Raw genomic sequence first — 16,888 nt, 5'->3', positions numbered from 1 at the left:
GTGAACATTCAGCGCGATGAAAGGTTTTAAATCCAACCTTCCCATGAAAGTCTGTCCGGTCTGTCAGCGCCCATTTTCTTGGAGAAAGAAGTGGGCGCGAAATTGGGAGGAAATCGTTTATTGTTCTGAGCGTTGCCGAAGAAATAAATCAACGAAAACGTAGGTCACTCCGACCCTCTCTGGAAAACGCTATTTCCTTTGTATTAATGTTTATACGCGCTCTCTTACCAAGGTAATAACGTCCCATCATAAGCCCAAAACGCCCCGCTATCTTGCGGGGTTGCTTTTTCTATCAAGCCTAATAAATCCTTAGCAACTCGCTCTGGCGTGAACAACTTTCCCTCTGGGACATTGGTTTGAAAAGGTGCCGACAAAGCGGTATCTGTGGTGCCAGGGTGAAGTGAAAGCACCGTGCCATGTTTGACCACTCTTTGCCATTCGATCGACATGGTTTTTAGGAACATGTTTAATGCGGCTTTCGATGCTCGATAGCTGTACCAACCACCTAACTGATTATCGCTAATGCTGCCAACTTTGGCCGAAATGGTCGCAAACTTGGGTGCAGTACTGCGCTTTAGCTTGGGCGTGAAGTATTTCGCCAACAGCAAACTTGGCAAAGTATTAACCGTGATGGTTTGCTGAAAGAAGTCTGCGTCGAGCGAGCTAAGATTCTTCTCAGGACCTTTCTCTTGGGTGTGCAACATACCAACACAGTTCACCAACCAATCGACGTGTTCAATCTGCTCACTGAACGCTTTTACCTGCTCGTCTTGCGATACATCCACTTGATGCCAAACGACATTTGGGTGTTGCCAATCTGGTTGCTGCTTACGATAAGTGGCATGCACGCGAGCTTGAGGAAACCGAGCTGCGGCTTCTCTCACCATCGCCAAACCAATTCCACCATTGCCACCGACGATGAGTATTTCCATCACAAGTTCTCCACGTTTTCTATGTAGTGCTCTGCGGTATCAAGAATCGCTTGGCGTTGTTGTTCTTCCATGTTGTCCCAAGAGCGGAAAATCATCCCGATTCGTGGATTGGCTGCGAGGCGCTTGTCGTGTTTGTTCATAAAGCGCCAATAAAGGCTGTTAAACGGACACGATCCTTCCCCACTCCTCGCCTTATTGTCGTAATAGCAACCCTTACAGTAGTCGCTCATTTTGTTGATGTAAGAACCACTCGCCGCGTAAGGTTTGGTGCCAACAATGCCGCCATCCGCAAACAATGCCATGCCACGTGTGTTCGGCATTTCGACCCATTCAATCGCATCAACATAGATACCGAGATACCACTCATCCACTTGATCTGGGTCGATCTCGGTTAGCAAGCAAAAGTTACCAGTGACCATCAATCGTTGGATGTGGTGTGCGTAGGCGTAATCGAGGGACTGCCCAATCGCATTGCGCATACAAGCCATTTTAGTTTCACCATTCCAGAAGAAATCTGGCAGCTTTCTTTCTGCGCCCAATTCGTTGTTTTTCGGGTAATGAGGCATGTTCGCCCAATAGACCCCTCGAATGTACTCTCGCCATCCTAAGATTTGGCGAATAAACCCTTCAACTTGAGAAATGTCGATGTCCGCGTTGGAATGAAATGCCTTGAGTGAAGCATCAATGACTTCTCTCGGGTGCAGTAATTTGCTGTTAAGCGAGAATGAAATTCGGCTGTGATACAAGCTCCACTTAGCGTCGTGCTGGCCTGTCATGGCATCTTGAAAACGTCCGAATAACGGCAGACAGACTTGGCAGAAATGCGCGAGTAAAGAGAGGCTTTGCGCGCGATTAATCGGCCACAACAAGTCCCCTTCGAGATTTCCGATGGTTTTGATGTCATGTCGTGCCAGCCGCTCAATAATGCCGTGGATGTCAGTACTGAACATCAAAGGTTGTGGCAGTTGTTCAATGTCTTTGGCTTTGAGCTTGTTACGATTATTGGCATCGTAATTCCATTTTCCGCCGACGGGCTTTCCGTCTTGCATCAAGATGTCGAAGCGCTTGCGCATACGGCGGTAAAAGTGCTCCATCATGATGTGTTTACCTTGAGGAAACTGCGATTCTATTTCCTCAAACGGCAACAAAAAATGTTCCGAGTCGACACAACGCGTCACGACCCCATCAAGCTTTAGTTTGGCTAACTGCTCCAGAAGACGGTATTCATCCGGGCGTTGATATTCAAACTTACTTGCACCAACTTCACTCGCGTAGTGTTGCAAGACTTGCTCAAGATCGTCGAAGGATTGTGTGTCATCCAACGTGAGGTGCAGAACTTGGTGACCTTCACTCTGACGCTCTTTCGCAAACTGTTCCATTGCGGAAAAGAACGCACACACTTTCTGAATATGATGCGTGACGTAAGTATTCTCTTGCTTGAGCTCCGCAATCAGGTAAAGCACTTGCTCATCCGGTTGCTGAAACCAAGAGTGCTCACTGTTAAGTTGATCGCCCAAGATCAATCGTACGGTTTCAAATTGCATTACGGTTTCTCCGATGACGAAGCTTTGTTACTGCTACCCATCACAATCGGCCAATCGACCATGTCTACACTATCCAAATGCGCGCCAGGACAACGACCTTGCCACCTATCGATGAACTCCATGTGCGGGTCGTACATTTCGGTTTGCTTTTCGAGGTTGAATTGTCGTGAACCACGCGGATCAGCACCAACGCCTGCTAAGTATTGCCAATTTCCCCAGTTTGATGCCACATCGTAATCGACCAGTTGTGACTCAAAGTACGCCGCGCCATAACGCCAATCGAGGCCAAGCTCATGCACCAAACAACTGGCAACTAACTGTCTGCCACGATTCGACATATAACCCGTTTCATTAAGTTGGTGCATACACGCATTGACGATAGGAAATGGCGTTTCACCTTTCTTCCATTGTTGAAAACGGTGCGCGTAAAAGCTGGTGAGTGGTGCTCGATTTTGGATGCCACCGAATCGGAAGAGCTGTCGCTTGTGTCGACGGGCATACCAATAAAAGTATTCACGCCAAAGCAGTTCGAAGTAAATCCAGTAGGTTGAATCATTTGCACCATTCTCCGCTTCATAACGTTTCAACATGGCATAAATAGTTTTCGGAGAAACGCACCCATGAGCTAACCAAGGAGAGAACTTGGTGGAGTAATCCATGCCATCTAAACCGTTGCGTGTTTGTTTGTATTCACTGGCTAGTGTGGAAGCAAAATACTGGCGACAATGTTCAAGCCCGCGGCTTTCTCCACCATGAAACGCAGCTTTTGCGTCAAAGTAATATGCAGTAACGGAAGGAAGATTCACACCTAAAGGAATTGGAGGTAACGAACGGATACTCTCGTGGGGCCGAGAGATGTCTAAACCTTCAACTTGCTTTCTAAACTGCGTGAAAGTGGTAGGCAGATTGCTCAAGTCAAATGGCAGTTGTTCTTCCCTTAACAGGGTCCGGATTGCTTGCTGTTTTATTTTTACATGAGAAGCGCCTTCAGCTACGCGATCTAACGCTTGTTGCTCATCCGAACCGGGAAAGGCGTCAGCATATATATGTGTGACGCCGAAGCGATTAACAGCATACTTGATTGCTTGATCGGGCGTTAGTTCAACCGCCCATAATCGCTGACCAAGGTGATTCAAAGATTGATTGAGTTCACTAAGCGATGAGTCGAGAAACTGCAATTTCGCGCGCCCGAAAGAGGCTTCCTGCGCAAAGTGATGCAAGTAAGGCGTCATTGAAGGGTAGCAATACAAGCAAATTAACTCGTCCATTTCTACACTGGCGCTTTTCAACAGTGGGTTGTCGTGCAATCGCAAGTCGTTCGTGAACCAATAAAGTCCTATTTTCTTTTTCAATTCGCACCCTCAGATGTTAATTCTTCGTCTACGAGTTCTTTTCACGGAGACCCTGACGTTAAGCCTTTTGATTTACTTGCTTTTATACGAAAACGAGAGTTTGACGATCATTAGGTTACTAACGTTTACACAGAATCCATTTGCTGGATATCTCAAAACACGCAATACCACCAAATGCCTGTACATGTTTCATACTGATATTTTATAAAATTCGAATCCAACGGTATTGATCACGATCTTAATCACTCATTTTCTATATAAACCATGCAAAAGTGATAAAAATTAAAGCGACATTAGTTAATATCCGTTAATCTAAGCCCAATCCCATTTTGCTAGTACCATCGCAGAAATGACCGACGAGTTTAAGAAATCAACCGCTAATTTAAAAAAAGCGGTCCCACTGATGATCAAAAACCATGTTGCTGCCACGCCAGCCAACTACGCGCTTTGGTATACCTACGTTGACAAGACCATTCCAGAACTCAACTTTGAGTTAGACATGGTGTTAGAAAACTACGGTATTTGCCCGCCAGCAACCAATAAACAGCTTTACAACAACTATGTGGCCAGCAAAGCAGAAACCAGCCTTGAAGATCTTAGAACCAATGTAGAAGTTCTGCTACACGAAGTATCCAGTTCAATGAGCGATACGATTTCAGATACTTCCTCCTTTTCTGAGATGGTAGACAAAAGCTTTAATAAACTGGAAAAAGTTGAGGACAATAGCCTAAGCATTGAAGAAGTGATGGTAGTGATTCGTCAACTTGTCGCAGAGTCACACGAAATTCGTCACTCAACAAAGTTTTTGAATAGCCAATTGACTAACGCGAGTGAAGAAATTTCTCGCCTCAAAAACCAACTGGCTGAAGTACAGCAAGATGCGTTGTTCGATGGTTTGTCAAACCTATACAACCGCCGAGCATTTGACAAAGATCTCTCTTCACTTATTGCATCAAATCAGGCAATGACCTTGATCATGCTTGATATCGATCATTTCAAATCATTTAACGACAATTACGGGCACCTTTTTGGCGATACAGTATTAAAAGCCATTGCCCGCCGGCTACAACAAAGTTGTCGAGATGGGATATGTGCGTACCGTTTTGGTGGTGAAGAATTCGCGTTAATTGTACCTAACAAATCTCTGCGAATTGCTCGCCAATATGCAGACACACTACGCCGGATGATAGAAAAACTGCGTATCAGAGATAAGCGCTCAGGCACACAAGTTCACAGCATTACCGCTTCTTTTGGGGTAGCAGAATTTGAGCCGGGTGATACGCCTGAAGCCTTAATCAATAAAGCCGATAAACAGCTTTATGAAGCAAAACAACTCGGTCGTAACCGCGTGATGCCAATTTAAATAAACTGACTAAGCGAAAACGACTTTTACGATGAAAAAGAAAACCCCGCGACGTAAAGTGCGGGGTTTTTATATCCAATCATGAGTATCTTAATCGACGCTGTAACAGTAACTTAGAATGTAGTCGTCACCATTTTTTGCGGTATATTCTTTATCTTCACTGCATGCCATCGGCTTACCTTTTTTGTCGCCTTTGATTAGACTTATCCAATGGCGCATCGCGGTTGGTGCATTGCCAGTTAGTTCAGGATGAAACGTCGTGCGAGTTTCCAATTGAATATCGTCAATGTCCACTAATTCCACGCAACCAGTGCCTTTGTGACAGCCAAACAGCACTTCTACATGATTACCCGAATCATCTTTAAACAAAATCGATTTTGGATCTTCCTTTTCACCAGTGTACGCCACGAAGTGTTTTGGGCTTTTCAGGCCGCTGTGTGTACCGTCTTTGAAATAAGCCAAAACATGGCGGTAATCAATCACGTAACTTGATACATCTTGGTGCGACCCGTTCTCCAATGGAAACATGCGGTCTAGTAGTTGCTTCGCTTTTACTTGTTTCTCACTCTGCTGCTCAGCACTTACCGCTTCGACGGCAAATACGGCTTCAGCGATAAATGGGCGTTGTTGTTGTTGCATCTCTTTTTTATCGAAGTTCAGCATATTCATCGTCATATCCTCGCACTTAAAAACTCGTCCTAGAGTAAAAACTTAAATCCTTTATTTAAGTTTCAGGCAATTCTGTGAAGTGGATGGTTAAATTCCTTGCCTGCTCATTATGTAGACTAGCGAAATATTGACTACAATTTCACAACAAAAATTTTACAATGTGAATTTTACAAAATGTCTGTGTCAAAAAGCCTTATTCGTCAGTCTCATTTTCTTGGTACGAAAATTCGTAACCTAAGAAAAAACAACCATTTAACGATGGAAGATTTGTCTGCCCGTTGTGTAAGAATTAATCCAGAGTACGCTCCGTCGGTTTCTTACCTTTCAATGATTGAGCGCGGAAAACGCGTACCGAGTATCGATATGCTCGAAGTGATCGCGGAAGTTTTTCAAAAAGATCCTGCTTGGTTTTTAGATGATGAACCCGAATTAGAAGCCATCACACCCAACAAAGGAAATCGTGGCGGGATTAGTGGCATGGCGTTGGAGCCGAGCTTCCTGTTTTCCAATGATATTCTTCAAATCGCGATACCAGAAATGCTCTCCCAAACAGGTATCACGGGGCGTCAATTCGCCCACTTACTGATCCGCGCACACCAAGAAAACCATCAAAACCATTTTCCTGATTTAGAGCGCGCCGCCGAAGAGGTCGGCTTGAAGCGGTTGAATCTATCTGTAGAAGATCTCGTAGACATTGCAAAGAGTATGGGATTGGATATCCGCTGGGTAGATCGAGCGCCACAAGATGTGATTGATGAACTGGGCGTCAGCGCCAAACAGTTGATTACGTCTTTCATGGAGCCACCTGGGACTATTTATCTCAATAAACGAATGCGTGACTATCCAACCCGATTGAAGTATGACTTGGCGGTATATATCGGCCATCGAGTGCTCCATAGCAGCGATGCAATGAATAACGTTTTATCTATCGGGCATCAAAACAATTGGGAGCAAATGGACAGCCCTGTGTCTAACTCTGAACTCAATTCGCAAGATATCCTGCAAGCTTGGCGTGATTTTGAGTCCAGCTTCTTTGCCGGTGCCCTACTCTGCCCCAAAGTACCCTTTCGTCAGTTGCTTGACCGTTCTGGTTACGAGATTGATGTTCACAAAAAGGCGGGGGTTTCTCCTTCTGTTGCAATGCGTCGCATGACGGTGGTCTCGCCTTACCCTCATTGGCACTATTTTGATGCCTATGGCCCTGGCAAGTTAAAAGCCGTGTATCGCGGAAATGGTATTCCATTGCCTTGGGGTAACATGCGCAAAGTGAACGACCCTTGCCAGCACTGGGCGGTATTCCGACGCCTTTCCCAGCCTTTGGATACCAGTTCAGCGCAAATTTCGATTTTAAATGTTGGCGACGAGCCACGTATCTACTGCTGCGAATCGGTCAACGTATTTGATCCTGCGGGGAATAATCGCGTGCTATGTGCCGGTATTGATCTTAACCCTGCCATTTCTGCACAAGGTGGCGATGCCGTTTCCATAGCGGAAGAACTTAAGTCCCTTTGTGTCGCTTCCGGCGGAAGTAGTGTTATTCCTCCCCACATCAAAAAAGACTTAACGACTATCGCTAAGATATTAAACATCAACTGGATAGAGCGCGGGATTCAAACCCAAGCAAGGTTGATCTGCTCCAGAGGGGCGGTTTGTCCAAGACAACCTAGTTGTTACAGCAAGTGCGGAGAAGCTGATGAGACGGGCAGCGACGTGAATATCATCGGGCTTTAGAAAGAAAAAACGCCAATCACAATAAACGTGATTGGCGGTATATACTTGTGAACAATTTGTATTCACTAACAACGTCAGTTGGCTAGGTGACCCTCGGCTTAATAAGGGTCACTCTAAGTAATGCACGATGCGTGCCAACTTTAAAAAAGCCGTTTTTTAGTAGATCCAGATGCATATCGTTGCTTTATTAACCATTAATTTCGCAAACTGCATTTGCAAAATGCAACATTATGCAAATATGCCACTGAATGCACTGCTAATAACGACTCTCTCAGCAAAGTGTCTGTGAACATATGAAGTCACATATTCTTGCACCTCAATGATGATGAGATTTCGGGCTCCCAACTTTACCATTCTTCTAACCCCTTATTGAAACTGGGTTCAGGCTCATCCGCCATGCTTTTGTTGATACATTCTCCCATCGGCTATTTTCATCATTTGCTCAGGAGATGACATTTTCGGGTCAAATATCGCGTACCCAATACTGGCTTTCAAATAGATAAGCGTTTCATCGTAAATGACGGGCGTCGAGCATAGCGCTAATCGAAGTTTTTGTAGAAGGGACTGAACATTTTCTTCCGTTCCTGGGTGATGAACTACAACTAAAAACTCATCACCGCCCATTCTGGCCACGATGTCTGATTTACGCAGAGAGCTTTTTACCCTTTCAGCCGTAGCGATTAAAACTTTGTCACCTGCGTCGTGACCATAGGTGTCGTTAATGTGTTTAAACCTATCTAGGTCAATATTAATTAAGGCGAAGCTATAACGCTTTTTATAACGTTTCGCTATTTCGAACTGCTGCTTGTAAAACTTCATAAAATAGCGACGGTTTGGTAAATTCGTGAGTTCATCGTGTAAAGCTCTGTCATCTGCAATGGTATACAGTCGATAAATGGCGAACAGCGCGAGGCTAAGTGCGAATATAATGGGATAGCCGATTACTCTAGCTAAATGCAACTGATGCCAAGAGATTTGGCGATCAGCTTTGCCTCCAGAGAAAACCACCATACTCCACCCACCATAAGGAAAATGAACCATCTCTTTTGCATATACCATGCTATTTACACTTTGCGCGCCAAAGAAAGCATCACCAAATGAGCCACCGCTATCGTAACCACGGATCATTAAAGGGTAACGATACGAGAAATCAATTACGCCGGTTTCTCTCATCAGAGCATCGAAATCAATCACCGCACTGATCACTCCCCAGTAGTCCTGATTCATTGGAGGATCAAGAAAAACAGGCACACGCACGATCAAACCTCGGCCACCTTGAATCAAAGTCACTGGCCCTGCGATGAAAATTTCTTGTACATCCTTGGCTTTTTGCACCTGTACCCACTGCTGTGGCACTGCGCGGTAATCAAGGCCGATTAGGCGCTCATTACCTTGGCGTGGAAATACATGACTAATTACATCATTTTTCGCGATACCGATGATTGTAATATGTTTACTTTTATTTAGGATTCGGTGAGCGGCGATACTCAATTCTTCTTCTTGGTTTTTAGGAAGTAACGTAATGAGTGTCGCTAAAGTACTGGCTTTGTAGATATCCGCCATAAGTACCGCTTCCAAATTGGAACGGAGAATGGAAAGTTGTTCTTTGGCCTCAACTTGAACTCGCTCTTTGTGAAGCTCTTGCTGGTTTCGATTTAACAGCTCGATAACCCCAATACACAAAGCGAAAAAGGTGAGGAAGAACAATGCAAAATAGCATCGTTTTCTGGGTAAATAACGCATTTTCTCCCCACAACTCGTATACAACTACGAGATTTTTTATTTATTGTTAAAATTCTTATTATCACAAGAATAACCAATCATAATCAGAAAGGTAACAGTGATTGACAACTTTTATGTTTTAGGTGTGAGATGATGCATCAACAAGGCGATTTATTTGGCGGCGATCTATGGCAAGAAGTAGAAAGAGGAAAACTTTATTATGATCCTCAATTTCTTAACCATCTTGAGGCGGATAATTACTTTGACCAACTTCGAAAGACACTGCCATGGCACCAAGAACACGTTACTATGTTCGGCAAGTCAGTACTTCAACCTCGCTTACAAGCGTGGCACGGTGATGCAGCATATACTTACTCAGGCTTAACCATGCAGCCTCACCCTTGGACTCCTGAGTTAACTCAGCTCAAGGTGCGTTGTGAATCAGTTGCTGATGTCACTTTTAATTCTGTTCTCGCTAACTTATATCGACACGGCCAAGACTCAATGGGCTGGCACCAAGATAATGAACCAGAGTTAGGTAGAAACCCTGTTATCGCATCTTTGAACTTAGGTGAAACACGTCGATTTTTGCTTAGAAATTTACATTGTAAAACTGAGATTGAATACGAGCTTTCTCACGGCTCCTTACTGATTATGGCTGGCGAGCTTCAGCATCACTGGAAGCACTGCGTACCAAAAACCGCGAAAACCAAAGATGAACGTATCAACCTGACTTTTAGGCAAATTTTCAACTATTGACTCTGCTTTTACATTCTCAATTAATATTGATGGTAGGTTTAGGTTCAGGACTTCATAGGGAATGGATTTATGCGTATTAAACCTCTTAGCTTAGCGGTCTTACTCTCTTGCTCACTTACCTTTGCAGCTCAGGCATCACAGGAAGAGGTACCGCTTCTCGATAATACTCAATCAGCGCAGTTGATTCGTAGTACCTACGAACAGGAACTGTTCACTTTCCCGGCGTTTAAAGAGGGCCATTTTGGCTTACGCATGTACCGCCAAACATTAGATGAGAAATATCACGCTGCCATTTGGACCGACATGTCACAAGTAGCCAGCCGGTTAAACCAATTTGCTAATGAAGTTGTTGAACCAGAAGACATCATTCTCTATTCATCTCAAAGGCTGACCACGTATCAAGAGAAAGAAACCGAACGAGGGCAGCGACGCTATACCGTGACTAAACACCATCCTGAGTACCTTTATCTTGGTGTGGATTTGCTTGGCGCAATGGCAAGAGCAAACGAATACGGCCTAAAGCATAAACAAGACAAAACGCTGAGAAAAATTATTAGGCGCTACGATTTCTCGCGTTACGTTACGGACAAAGAGATGATAGAAGCATGGGCAGCTCAGCTTGCAAACCAAGTCTACTGGCTTCGTCAGTTAGGAGAGCAAGATGTGGTCGAGGAATTCACTCAAACCTTCCGTGACACCTACCCCGACGATAAAGATAAGATGCTTTCAGCTCAGCAGTATTGGAACAAACTTTATGGTATGACGCACATCATCTTTGCCGATTCACAGTATTATCAGGAGCGAGTAAGCGAGAAGAAACACCAATGGATTTATGATTACTTTCGCAACAATATCGACACTATCCTACTGCGCGCCAAAGAAGACGTGATTGCGGAAGTCGGCATTTCGTTTTTGTTAGCAGGCTTGGACCATGATCCGGTCGTAAAGAAAACCCGCCAAGCCATTCGTCACGCAATCAACGCAGAAAAAGGGATGATTCCGTCGGTCGACGGTAACTTTGATCTCAAGTACGGCGAACACCGTAACGTACTAGCCATCATGCTGCTCGATTGGAAAGGGGTACATAAAGCGCCAACTTATCAAGAGCACCCAGAGGCTTTTAAATCGATACCTTACGGCTTAATGCCCAAGCCTTAGAAATAACAAAACCCGCCATTTAGGCGGGTTTTTAGTGTGTATCTTCAATCTAAATTAGAGAGAGATAAAAATGCCCGCTAAGCACGCACTCATCAGGTTAGCGAGTGTACCAGCAGCAACCGCTTTTAGGCCTAGACTTGCAACATCTTTGCGGCGCTCAGGTGCCATCACGCCGATAGAACCCAACTGAATCGCAATTGAGCCAATGTTCGCAAAACCACACAACGCAAAAGTGATAATAATTTGAGTATGCTCAGACAGTGTCGCTTTGTGCTGCACAAAATCGATAAACGCAACAAACTCATTCATCACCACTTTCTGACCAATGTATGAACCCGCAGCTAGAATTTCGTGGCTTGGCACACCAATCAACCACGCTAGAGGTGCAAACAAATAACCAAAAATCGCTTGTAGCGTTACGCCAGAGAAACCAAGTATCTCACCCAAGTTTTCTAGCCCCGTGTTCACCATCGCGATAACACTCACGAAAGCGATAAGCATGGTACCAACAGCAACGGCAACTTTCATACCGCCCATGGCACCGCTTGCTAGCGCATCAATAACGTTACTTTCTTCTGATTTATCTAGCTCAATATTGTTGTAATCGCTTGGCGTTTGACGCTCAGGAACGATGATTTTTGCCATCATCAAACTACCTGGTGCTGCCATAAAGCTTGCCGCGATCAAGTATTTGAGGTCGACACCCAAACCAGCATAACCACCAAGCACACTGCCCGCCACTGAAGCCATACCACCAGCCATCACGGCAAACAGTTCAGAGCGAGTCATGTTAGAAAGAAATGGACGAATAAGAAGTGGTGACTCGCCTTGAGATAAGAAAATGTTCCCTGTTGCAACCAAAGACTCTGCTTTACTCGTACCCAAGAACTTCTGGATAGCGCCGCCAATAAATTGAATCACTTTTTGCATAATGCCCAAATAGTAAAGGGCGGAGATAAGAGCACTGAAGAAGATGATGATAGGAAGGACACGGATAGCGAAGATAAAGCCAGAAGAAGCGAGGTCACCAAAGAGGAATTTAATCCCTTCATCAGCAAAGCTGAGTAGCCCCGCGACACCATTACTTAAACTCGCCAGCGCCGCTTGACCCAACGGGAAATAGAGCACCAAAGCAGCAAACCCCATTTGTAGCATCAAGGCGCGAGATACAGTTTTCCAATTAATGGAAGAACGACCCTCAGAAAGTAGGAAAGCACAACCTAGCAGTGCAACAATACCAAATAGACTAAATAGAACACTCATGAGCTGGACCTACTAAACGTTGAAAAAGAAAAAAGAGCCAAAGGAATTGGCAGAAGAAAGGGACAACGCAGCGAGTGATAACTCACTTTTAGATCCAGAATGTAGACAGAACGAATAGTTCGACATCTTATTTTTACCTTATACAAGCAATTGAACGTAGCTGGTCCGGTCCGTGGGGTCATTCACTGCTGGCGAGCATGTTGCTTGGCCTGCTCCATGTGACGGCTTGTATGGGTAAGGGTCCTGAACAACTAAACCCTAATTCCCGCTTAAACGGGACGCAAGTATAGCCAACAAAAAGAGATATTCATCACATTTATTTACGCAAACGTTCAAGCGTTCAAAATTTAGGCAAAAGTACTCTTTTGTCGTCATACCATTAATAAAAGTAAGGGCATAAGGATAGGCGTTGATGGTAAAAAACATAAAAGTGACCAATAAATATGCAATCAAACTCGAAAGAGCCAAAATTCGTCATTTTGCTCTCGCCAACAGGTGGATTTTGGTTATAATTCGCGTTGCTTCTTTCGAGGCCTCTGAGTATTCAGAGCATCATGATGCCGAGATGGTGAAATTGGTAGACACGCTAGCATGAGGTGCTAGTGCCTTTGGTGTGAGGGTTCGAGTCCCTCTCTCGGCACCATTATCCTTCTTCCCTAATTTTGTTCGAGTGTAATGCAAAGTTCTAAGCAGGCAAGACAGTCTACAGATGCTAACCAACTTCTGAGTGAGCTTGCGGTTCACGCTTTATTACACCTGCACTTTAAAATTCACGCGTCCTCGCATGGCCTCTCCCTTAAAGAACGTAATGACTTACTTCAGAAATGGCTGAAACCAAAACTGAAGAGTAATCGCTATAAGCTGATTAAAAAGCCGTTAAAATCTTTGACTCAGCAGGCAAAAGGTGAGAACGGAAATCTGGAAGCATTACTCGAGCGCTGCGTCGGTGCAGACAAACCCAGCAACCCTCAACCCGATCTAGATAGCTACTTGCTGCTGATCAACGAGATTGAGAAGAAACTGGGGACTACCGTGTTATTATCTCGACCGGAAGACGTCGACTTATCTCACGACCAACACGGCTGTTTGCTGTGTGTGCTTTCTGAGAACTTAAATCAGCACTTCGATGATAATAACGCCCTAATAGCTCCTATTTCGATGCTGTTCCGCGGACCAATGAGTCAACGCTCACTTTTCCTTGGCAGCATTTACGCCAGTGGTACCTTCAATTATGAAGTGCAGTATCAAGACGACCAGTTCGTTCGCATCACGTTAGAGTTAGCCTAACTGTAACGCTAAGAAATAAACGAATCGAAAAAGGCCGCGAAACTCGCGGCCTTTTGATTATCTAGATTTAAACTTGAGTTAATCGATCTCTTTAAATCGAGCAGTAAAGTGGCGCAGCACTGGTGGCTCGTACTCGAAAGTGAGCCCTTTTAACTCATGTGCACGATTTTTCAGTTCGATAATCGCATCCGCAATGTAATCCATATGATCGTTTGTGTAGACACGACGTGGAATGGTCAAACGCATCAACTCAAGCTCTGACGCTTTTTGTTTACCCGTTTCCGGATCTCGACCAAGCAGCAACGATCCTATCTCTACTGCTCGAATACCCGCTTCCAAGTACAAAGCATTACACAATACCTGCGCAGGAAACTGATCAGCTGGAATATGTGGCAAAATCTTAGCGGCATCCACAAACACCGCATGACCACCCGTTGGGTATTGAATCGGAATACCGCCTTCACGTAAGCGCTCACCTAAGTATTGAACTTGGCTAATTCTATAGTGAAGAAAATCCTCATCCGCGGCTTCATACAAACCGCGAGCGAGCGCTTCCATATCACGCCCAGCCATGCCGCCGTATGTTACAAATCCTTCCATGGGTACGCAGCGCGTCTGCACCGCCTGGAACAACTCCTTATGATCACGAATACAACACATGCCACCAATGTTTACCATCGGGTCTTTCTTAGCTGACATGGTGAGCATATCACCGTACTGGTACATCTCACGGATGATTTCCAGAATCGATTTATTCTCGTAACCCGCTTCACGCTGCTTGATAAAGTAGGCGTTCTCACAGTAACGAGCCGAGTCAATCACCACTGGAATATCGTACTTGGTTGCAATCTCGTACACACTGCGCATGTTTTCCATCGACACAGGCTGACCACCGGAGCTATTACAAGTAATCGTGGTGATAATTGCACAAATGTTATGCGAACCGTGCGCTTCAATTGTTGCCACCAGCTTATCGATATCAAAATTGCCCTTCCAATCATAAGGCGTAGTGGTGTCGAATGCTTCTTCCGTTACCACGTTAATCGCTTTACCGCCATTGAGTTCAATGTGACCCGCTGTGGTATCAAAATGGTAGTTCGAGATAAATACTGGCGTTTCACCACCACGCACCTGACGCATACGCTCAATCAAAGCGGGGAACAAAATTTGCTCGGCACCACGCCCTTGGTGTGCAGGCACGGTGAGCTTATAACCGAAGAAGTGCTCCACTGCATCACACAGGTTGTAGTAATTTCGACTCCCCGCATAGGATTCATCCCCCATCATGATGCCAGCCCACTGGTTATCACTCATGGCACCAGTGCCAGAGTCAGTCAGCAAATCGATATAAACATCATCACTACGAAGAAGAAATGGATTATAGCCCGCTTCTTTTAACGCGACTTCACGGTCTGACAAAGTCGTCATTTTGATTGGCTCAACCATTTTGATACGGAAAGGTTCTGGAATACGTTTCATTGTTAATTTCCTTATACGCATTGCCCTACGCAGTTTCACGTAAGACTAAAAAACAAATAGATAGAATGCTTTTCAATGCGATTGCATTGAGGAAATCAACGAGAAGAGATTTTACTAAGAAGAGACAAGCAGTAGTCTAGGTTATACCAGAACGACAGCACCAAACGGCTATCGAGAATATCCTTTATTCTCATCGTCTTCGTCCTCCTGATAAAAATAAAAGGTCAGAAACCCCATGTCTCTGACCTTTTCAATATAGTTTAGTTTTCAATCAATTTTCAGTGAGGTCACCCTCATTTTAAGAAGGTCTCGCCCTTTTCATTCTGCGTTTGATATTACTTTCTTTGACTAAGTAATCGAAAAGTGGCGCGAATAAGTTAGCAAATAGAATCGCTAACATGATGCCTTCTGGATAAGCCGGGTTCAGCACTCGGATAAAAATCGTCATCACACCGATTAATAGTCCGTATGCCCATTTCCCGTTATTGGTAAAAGCTGCCGAGACAGGGTCTGTCGCCATAAAGAAGGTACCAAACGCAACCCCACCAATCACGAAGTGCCAGTAGAACGGCATGGAGAACATGGGGTTAGAGTCTGAACCGATCGCATTCAATAGTAGTGAAGCTCCGATTAAACCGACCAACACGCCCGCAACAATTCTCCACGATGCAATCTTCATAAAGATGAGAACCAAGCCTGTTAGTGCGATCAACAACGTGGAGACTTCACCCATCGAGCCTGGTAAATTACCAACAAAAGCATCTCCCCATGAAATTGTTTGTCCTGTCATATTATTTATCAAAGCACTTTGCCCGCCTTCATACCATTGACTAAGTGGAGTAGCGCCAGAGTAACCATCAGCCGCGACCCACACAGCACCACCGGACATGTTGGCAGGATAGGCAAAGTATAAGAACGCTCGCCCTGCTAAAGCTGGATTTAGGAAGTTTCGTCCAGTACCACCGAAAATCTCCTTCGCCACAACAATACCGAAAGTGATACCTAAAGCCGCTTGCCATAGTGGAATTGTCGGAGGAAGGATCAGCGCAAAGAGTATAGAGCTGACAAAAAAACCTTCATTCACCTCATGCTTTCGCACAATAGCAAACAGAACTTCCCAGAAACCACCAACGATAAACACCGTCGCATAAACCGGGAGAAAGTAAGTAGCACCAAGCCACATTTTACTTTCCCACCCCGCTTGTGAAACCGCATCTAACGAGCCCCATACCCAACTCAGTTGCCATGAAGAAACAAGCGCTTGCTGAGCTGAGGCTTGTTCCATTCCATACAACAAGGCATCACTCGCTTGCTGTCCTATGTTGTACATACCCCAGAACATGGCAGGGAAGACCGCCAACCACAACATGATCATAATACGTTTTAAATCGATGCTATCTCGAACGTGAGTCATGCCCTGGTTTACCTTACCAGGCGTGTAAAAAATGGTTTCGACAGCTTCGAAAAGTGGGTAGAACTTGTGATACTTCCCACCTGGACCAAACTTAGGTGTCGCTTTCTCAAAGTAATGTTTAAGGCTCATAACGCTCCTCCTTTATCTAAAAGATGGTACGCACATGTGTAAAAAGCGATCGTTTTTTAATCTCTTCGTCTTCCTTCTTCGTACTT

General features: G+C 44.8%; 15 protein-coding genes and 1 tRNA gene. 8 read left to right on the top strand and 8 right to left on the bottom strand.

Features of this window, described 5'->3' with window-relative positions:
• Nucleotides 1–16: 16 nt before the first annotated feature.
• Complete coding sequence (locus tag UQW94_RS06450) at nt 17–163, top strand: DUF2256 domain-containing protein (RefSeq protein ID WP_005374142.1); 147 nt, start codon at nt 17–19, stop codon at nt 161–163.
• Nucleotides 164–224: 61 nt separating this feature from the next.
• On the opposite strand, the gene UQW94_RS06445 is transcribed toward UQW94_RS06450, so the two are convergent.
• From UQW94_RS06445 to UQW94_RS06435, 3 genes are read right to left on the bottom strand one after another with little or no spacing between them, the layout of a single operon-like run.
• A complete protein-coding gene (locus UQW94_RS06445) occupies nt 225–932 on the bottom strand; it encodes an SDR family oxidoreductase (protein ID WP_017819732.1) in 708 nt (235 codons plus the stop codon).
• Complete coding sequence (locus UQW94_RS06440; RefSeq protein ID WP_138939785.1) at nt 932–2,476, bottom strand: cryptochrome/photolyase family protein; 1,545 nt, start codon at nt 2,474–2,476, stop codon at nt 932–934. Before UQW94_RS06440 ends, UQW94_RS06445 begins: the two co-directional genes overlap by 1 nt.
• Nucleotides 2,476–3,828 carry a DASH family cryptochrome gene (locus tag UQW94_RS06435; protein ID WP_322142110.1) on the bottom strand — a complete coding sequence of 451 codons (1,353 nt, stop codon included), beginning with the start codon at nt 3,826–3,828 and terminating at the stop codon, nt 2,476–2,478. Before UQW94_RS06435 ends, UQW94_RS06440 begins: the two co-directional genes overlap by 1 nt.
• Nucleotides 3,829–4,177: 349 nt before the next feature.
• Here UQW94_RS06435 and UQW94_RS06430 point away from each other — a divergent pair, with 349 nt between their 5' ends.
• Nucleotides 4,178–5,191 (top strand): GGDEF domain-containing protein, encoded by a 1,014-nt coding sequence (locus UQW94_RS06430; protein WP_047102820.1) that lies wholly within the window; start codon nt 4,178–4,180, stop codon nt 5,189–5,191.
• A 90-nt stretch (nt 5,192–5,281) separates the two neighbouring features.
• Here UQW94_RS06430 and UQW94_RS06425 read toward each other — a convergent pair whose 3' ends face one another.
• Complete coding sequence (locus UQW94_RS06425) at nt 5,282–5,860, bottom strand: malate synthase (RefSeq protein WP_005374156.1); 579 nt, start codon at nt 5,858–5,860, stop codon at nt 5,282–5,284.
• Nucleotides 5,861–6,034: 174 nt separating this feature from the next.
• Here UQW94_RS06425 and UQW94_RS06420 point away from each other — a divergent pair, with 174 nt between their 5' ends.
• Nucleotides 6,035–7,591 (top strand): DUF3612 domain-containing protein, encoded by a 1,557-nt coding sequence (locus UQW94_RS06420; RefSeq protein ID WP_080773721.1) that lies wholly within the window; start codon nt 6,035–6,037, stop codon nt 7,589–7,591.
• A gap of 387 nt (nt 7,592–7,978) precedes the next feature.
• On the opposite strand, the gene UQW94_RS06415 is transcribed toward UQW94_RS06420, so the two are convergent.
• The gene (locus tag UQW94_RS06415) at nt 7,979–9,334 is read right to left on the bottom strand and encodes a diguanylate cyclase (protein WP_322142109.1); all 1,356 of its coding nucleotides are present in this window, start codon (nt 9,332–9,334) and stop codon (nt 7,979–7,981) included.
• A 132-nt stretch (nt 9,335–9,466) separates the two neighbouring features.
• On the opposite strand from UQW94_RS06415, the gene UQW94_RS06410 reads away from it, so the two are divergent.
• Nucleotides 9,467–10,072 carry an alpha-ketoglutarate-dependent dioxygenase AlkB family protein gene (locus tag UQW94_RS06410; RefSeq protein ID WP_213910678.1) on the top strand — a complete coding sequence of 202 codons (606 nt, stop codon included), beginning with the start codon at nt 9,467–9,469 and terminating at the stop codon, nt 10,070–10,072.
• A 69-nt stretch (nt 10,073–10,141) separates the two neighbouring features.
• Nucleotides 10,142–11,230: a DUF3541 domain-containing protein gene (locus tag UQW94_RS06405; RefSeq protein ID WP_322142108.1), complete on the top strand. Its 1,089-nt coding sequence runs from the start codon at nt 10,142–10,144 to the stop codon at nt 11,228–11,230.
• 54 nt (nt 11,231–11,284) lie between these two features.
• On the opposite strand, the gene UQW94_RS06400 is transcribed toward UQW94_RS06405, so the two are convergent.
• Complete coding sequence (locus UQW94_RS06400) at nt 11,285–12,493, bottom strand: NupC/NupG family nucleoside CNT transporter (RefSeq protein ID WP_017635515.1); 1,209 nt, start codon at nt 12,491–12,493, stop codon at nt 11,285–11,287.
• Nucleotides 12,494–12,905: 412 nt separating this feature from the next.
• On the opposite strand from UQW94_RS06400, the gene UQW94_RS06395 reads away from it, so the two are divergent.
• From UQW94_RS06395 to UQW94_RS06385, 3 genes are all read left to right on the top strand, one after another.
• On the top strand, nt 12,906–13,088 hold the full coding sequence (locus tag UQW94_RS06395; protein ID WP_021035910.1) for a hypothetical protein: 183 nt from the start codon (nt 12,906–12,908) through the stop codon (nt 13,086–13,088).
• Nucleotides 13,053–13,136, top strand: a tRNA-Leu gene (locus tag UQW94_RS06390). Before UQW94_RS06395 ends, UQW94_RS06390 begins: the two co-directional genes overlap by 36 nt.
• Before the next feature lie 32 nt (nt 13,137–13,168).
• Entirely contained in the window at nt 13,169–13,780 is a 612-nt protein-coding gene (locus UQW94_RS06385; RefSeq protein WP_005374167.1) for a DUF2913 family protein, read from the top strand.
• A 78-nt stretch (nt 13,781–13,858) separates the two neighbouring features.
• Here the strand turns inward: UQW94_RS06385 and UQW94_RS06380 are convergent, their stop codons facing one another.
• Nucleotides 13,859–15,259, bottom strand: a complete 1,401-nt coding sequence (locus tag UQW94_RS06380) for a tryptophanase (protein WP_104976313.1) — start codon at nt 15,257–15,259, stop codon at nt 13,859–13,861.
• 298 nt (nt 15,260–15,557) lie between these two features.
• The gene (locus tag UQW94_RS06375) at nt 15,558–16,802 is read right to left on the bottom strand and encodes an NADH:ubiquinone reductase (Na(+)-transporting) subunit B (RefSeq protein WP_322142107.1); all 1,245 of its coding nucleotides are present in this window, start codon (nt 16,800–16,802) and stop codon (nt 15,558–15,560) included.
• Between the last annotated feature and the right edge of the window lie 86 nt (nt 16,803–16,888).

It is taken from the genome of Vibrio sp. PBL-C16 (assembly GCF_034321865.1).
GTDB classification, from domain to species: domain Bacteria; phylum Pseudomonadota; class Gammaproteobacteria; order Enterobacterales; family Vibrionaceae; genus Vibrio; species Vibrio alginolyticus.
The sequence above is the reverse complement of the archived record's forward strand: the minus strand, read 5'-3'. Positions and strand labels throughout refer to the sequence as shown.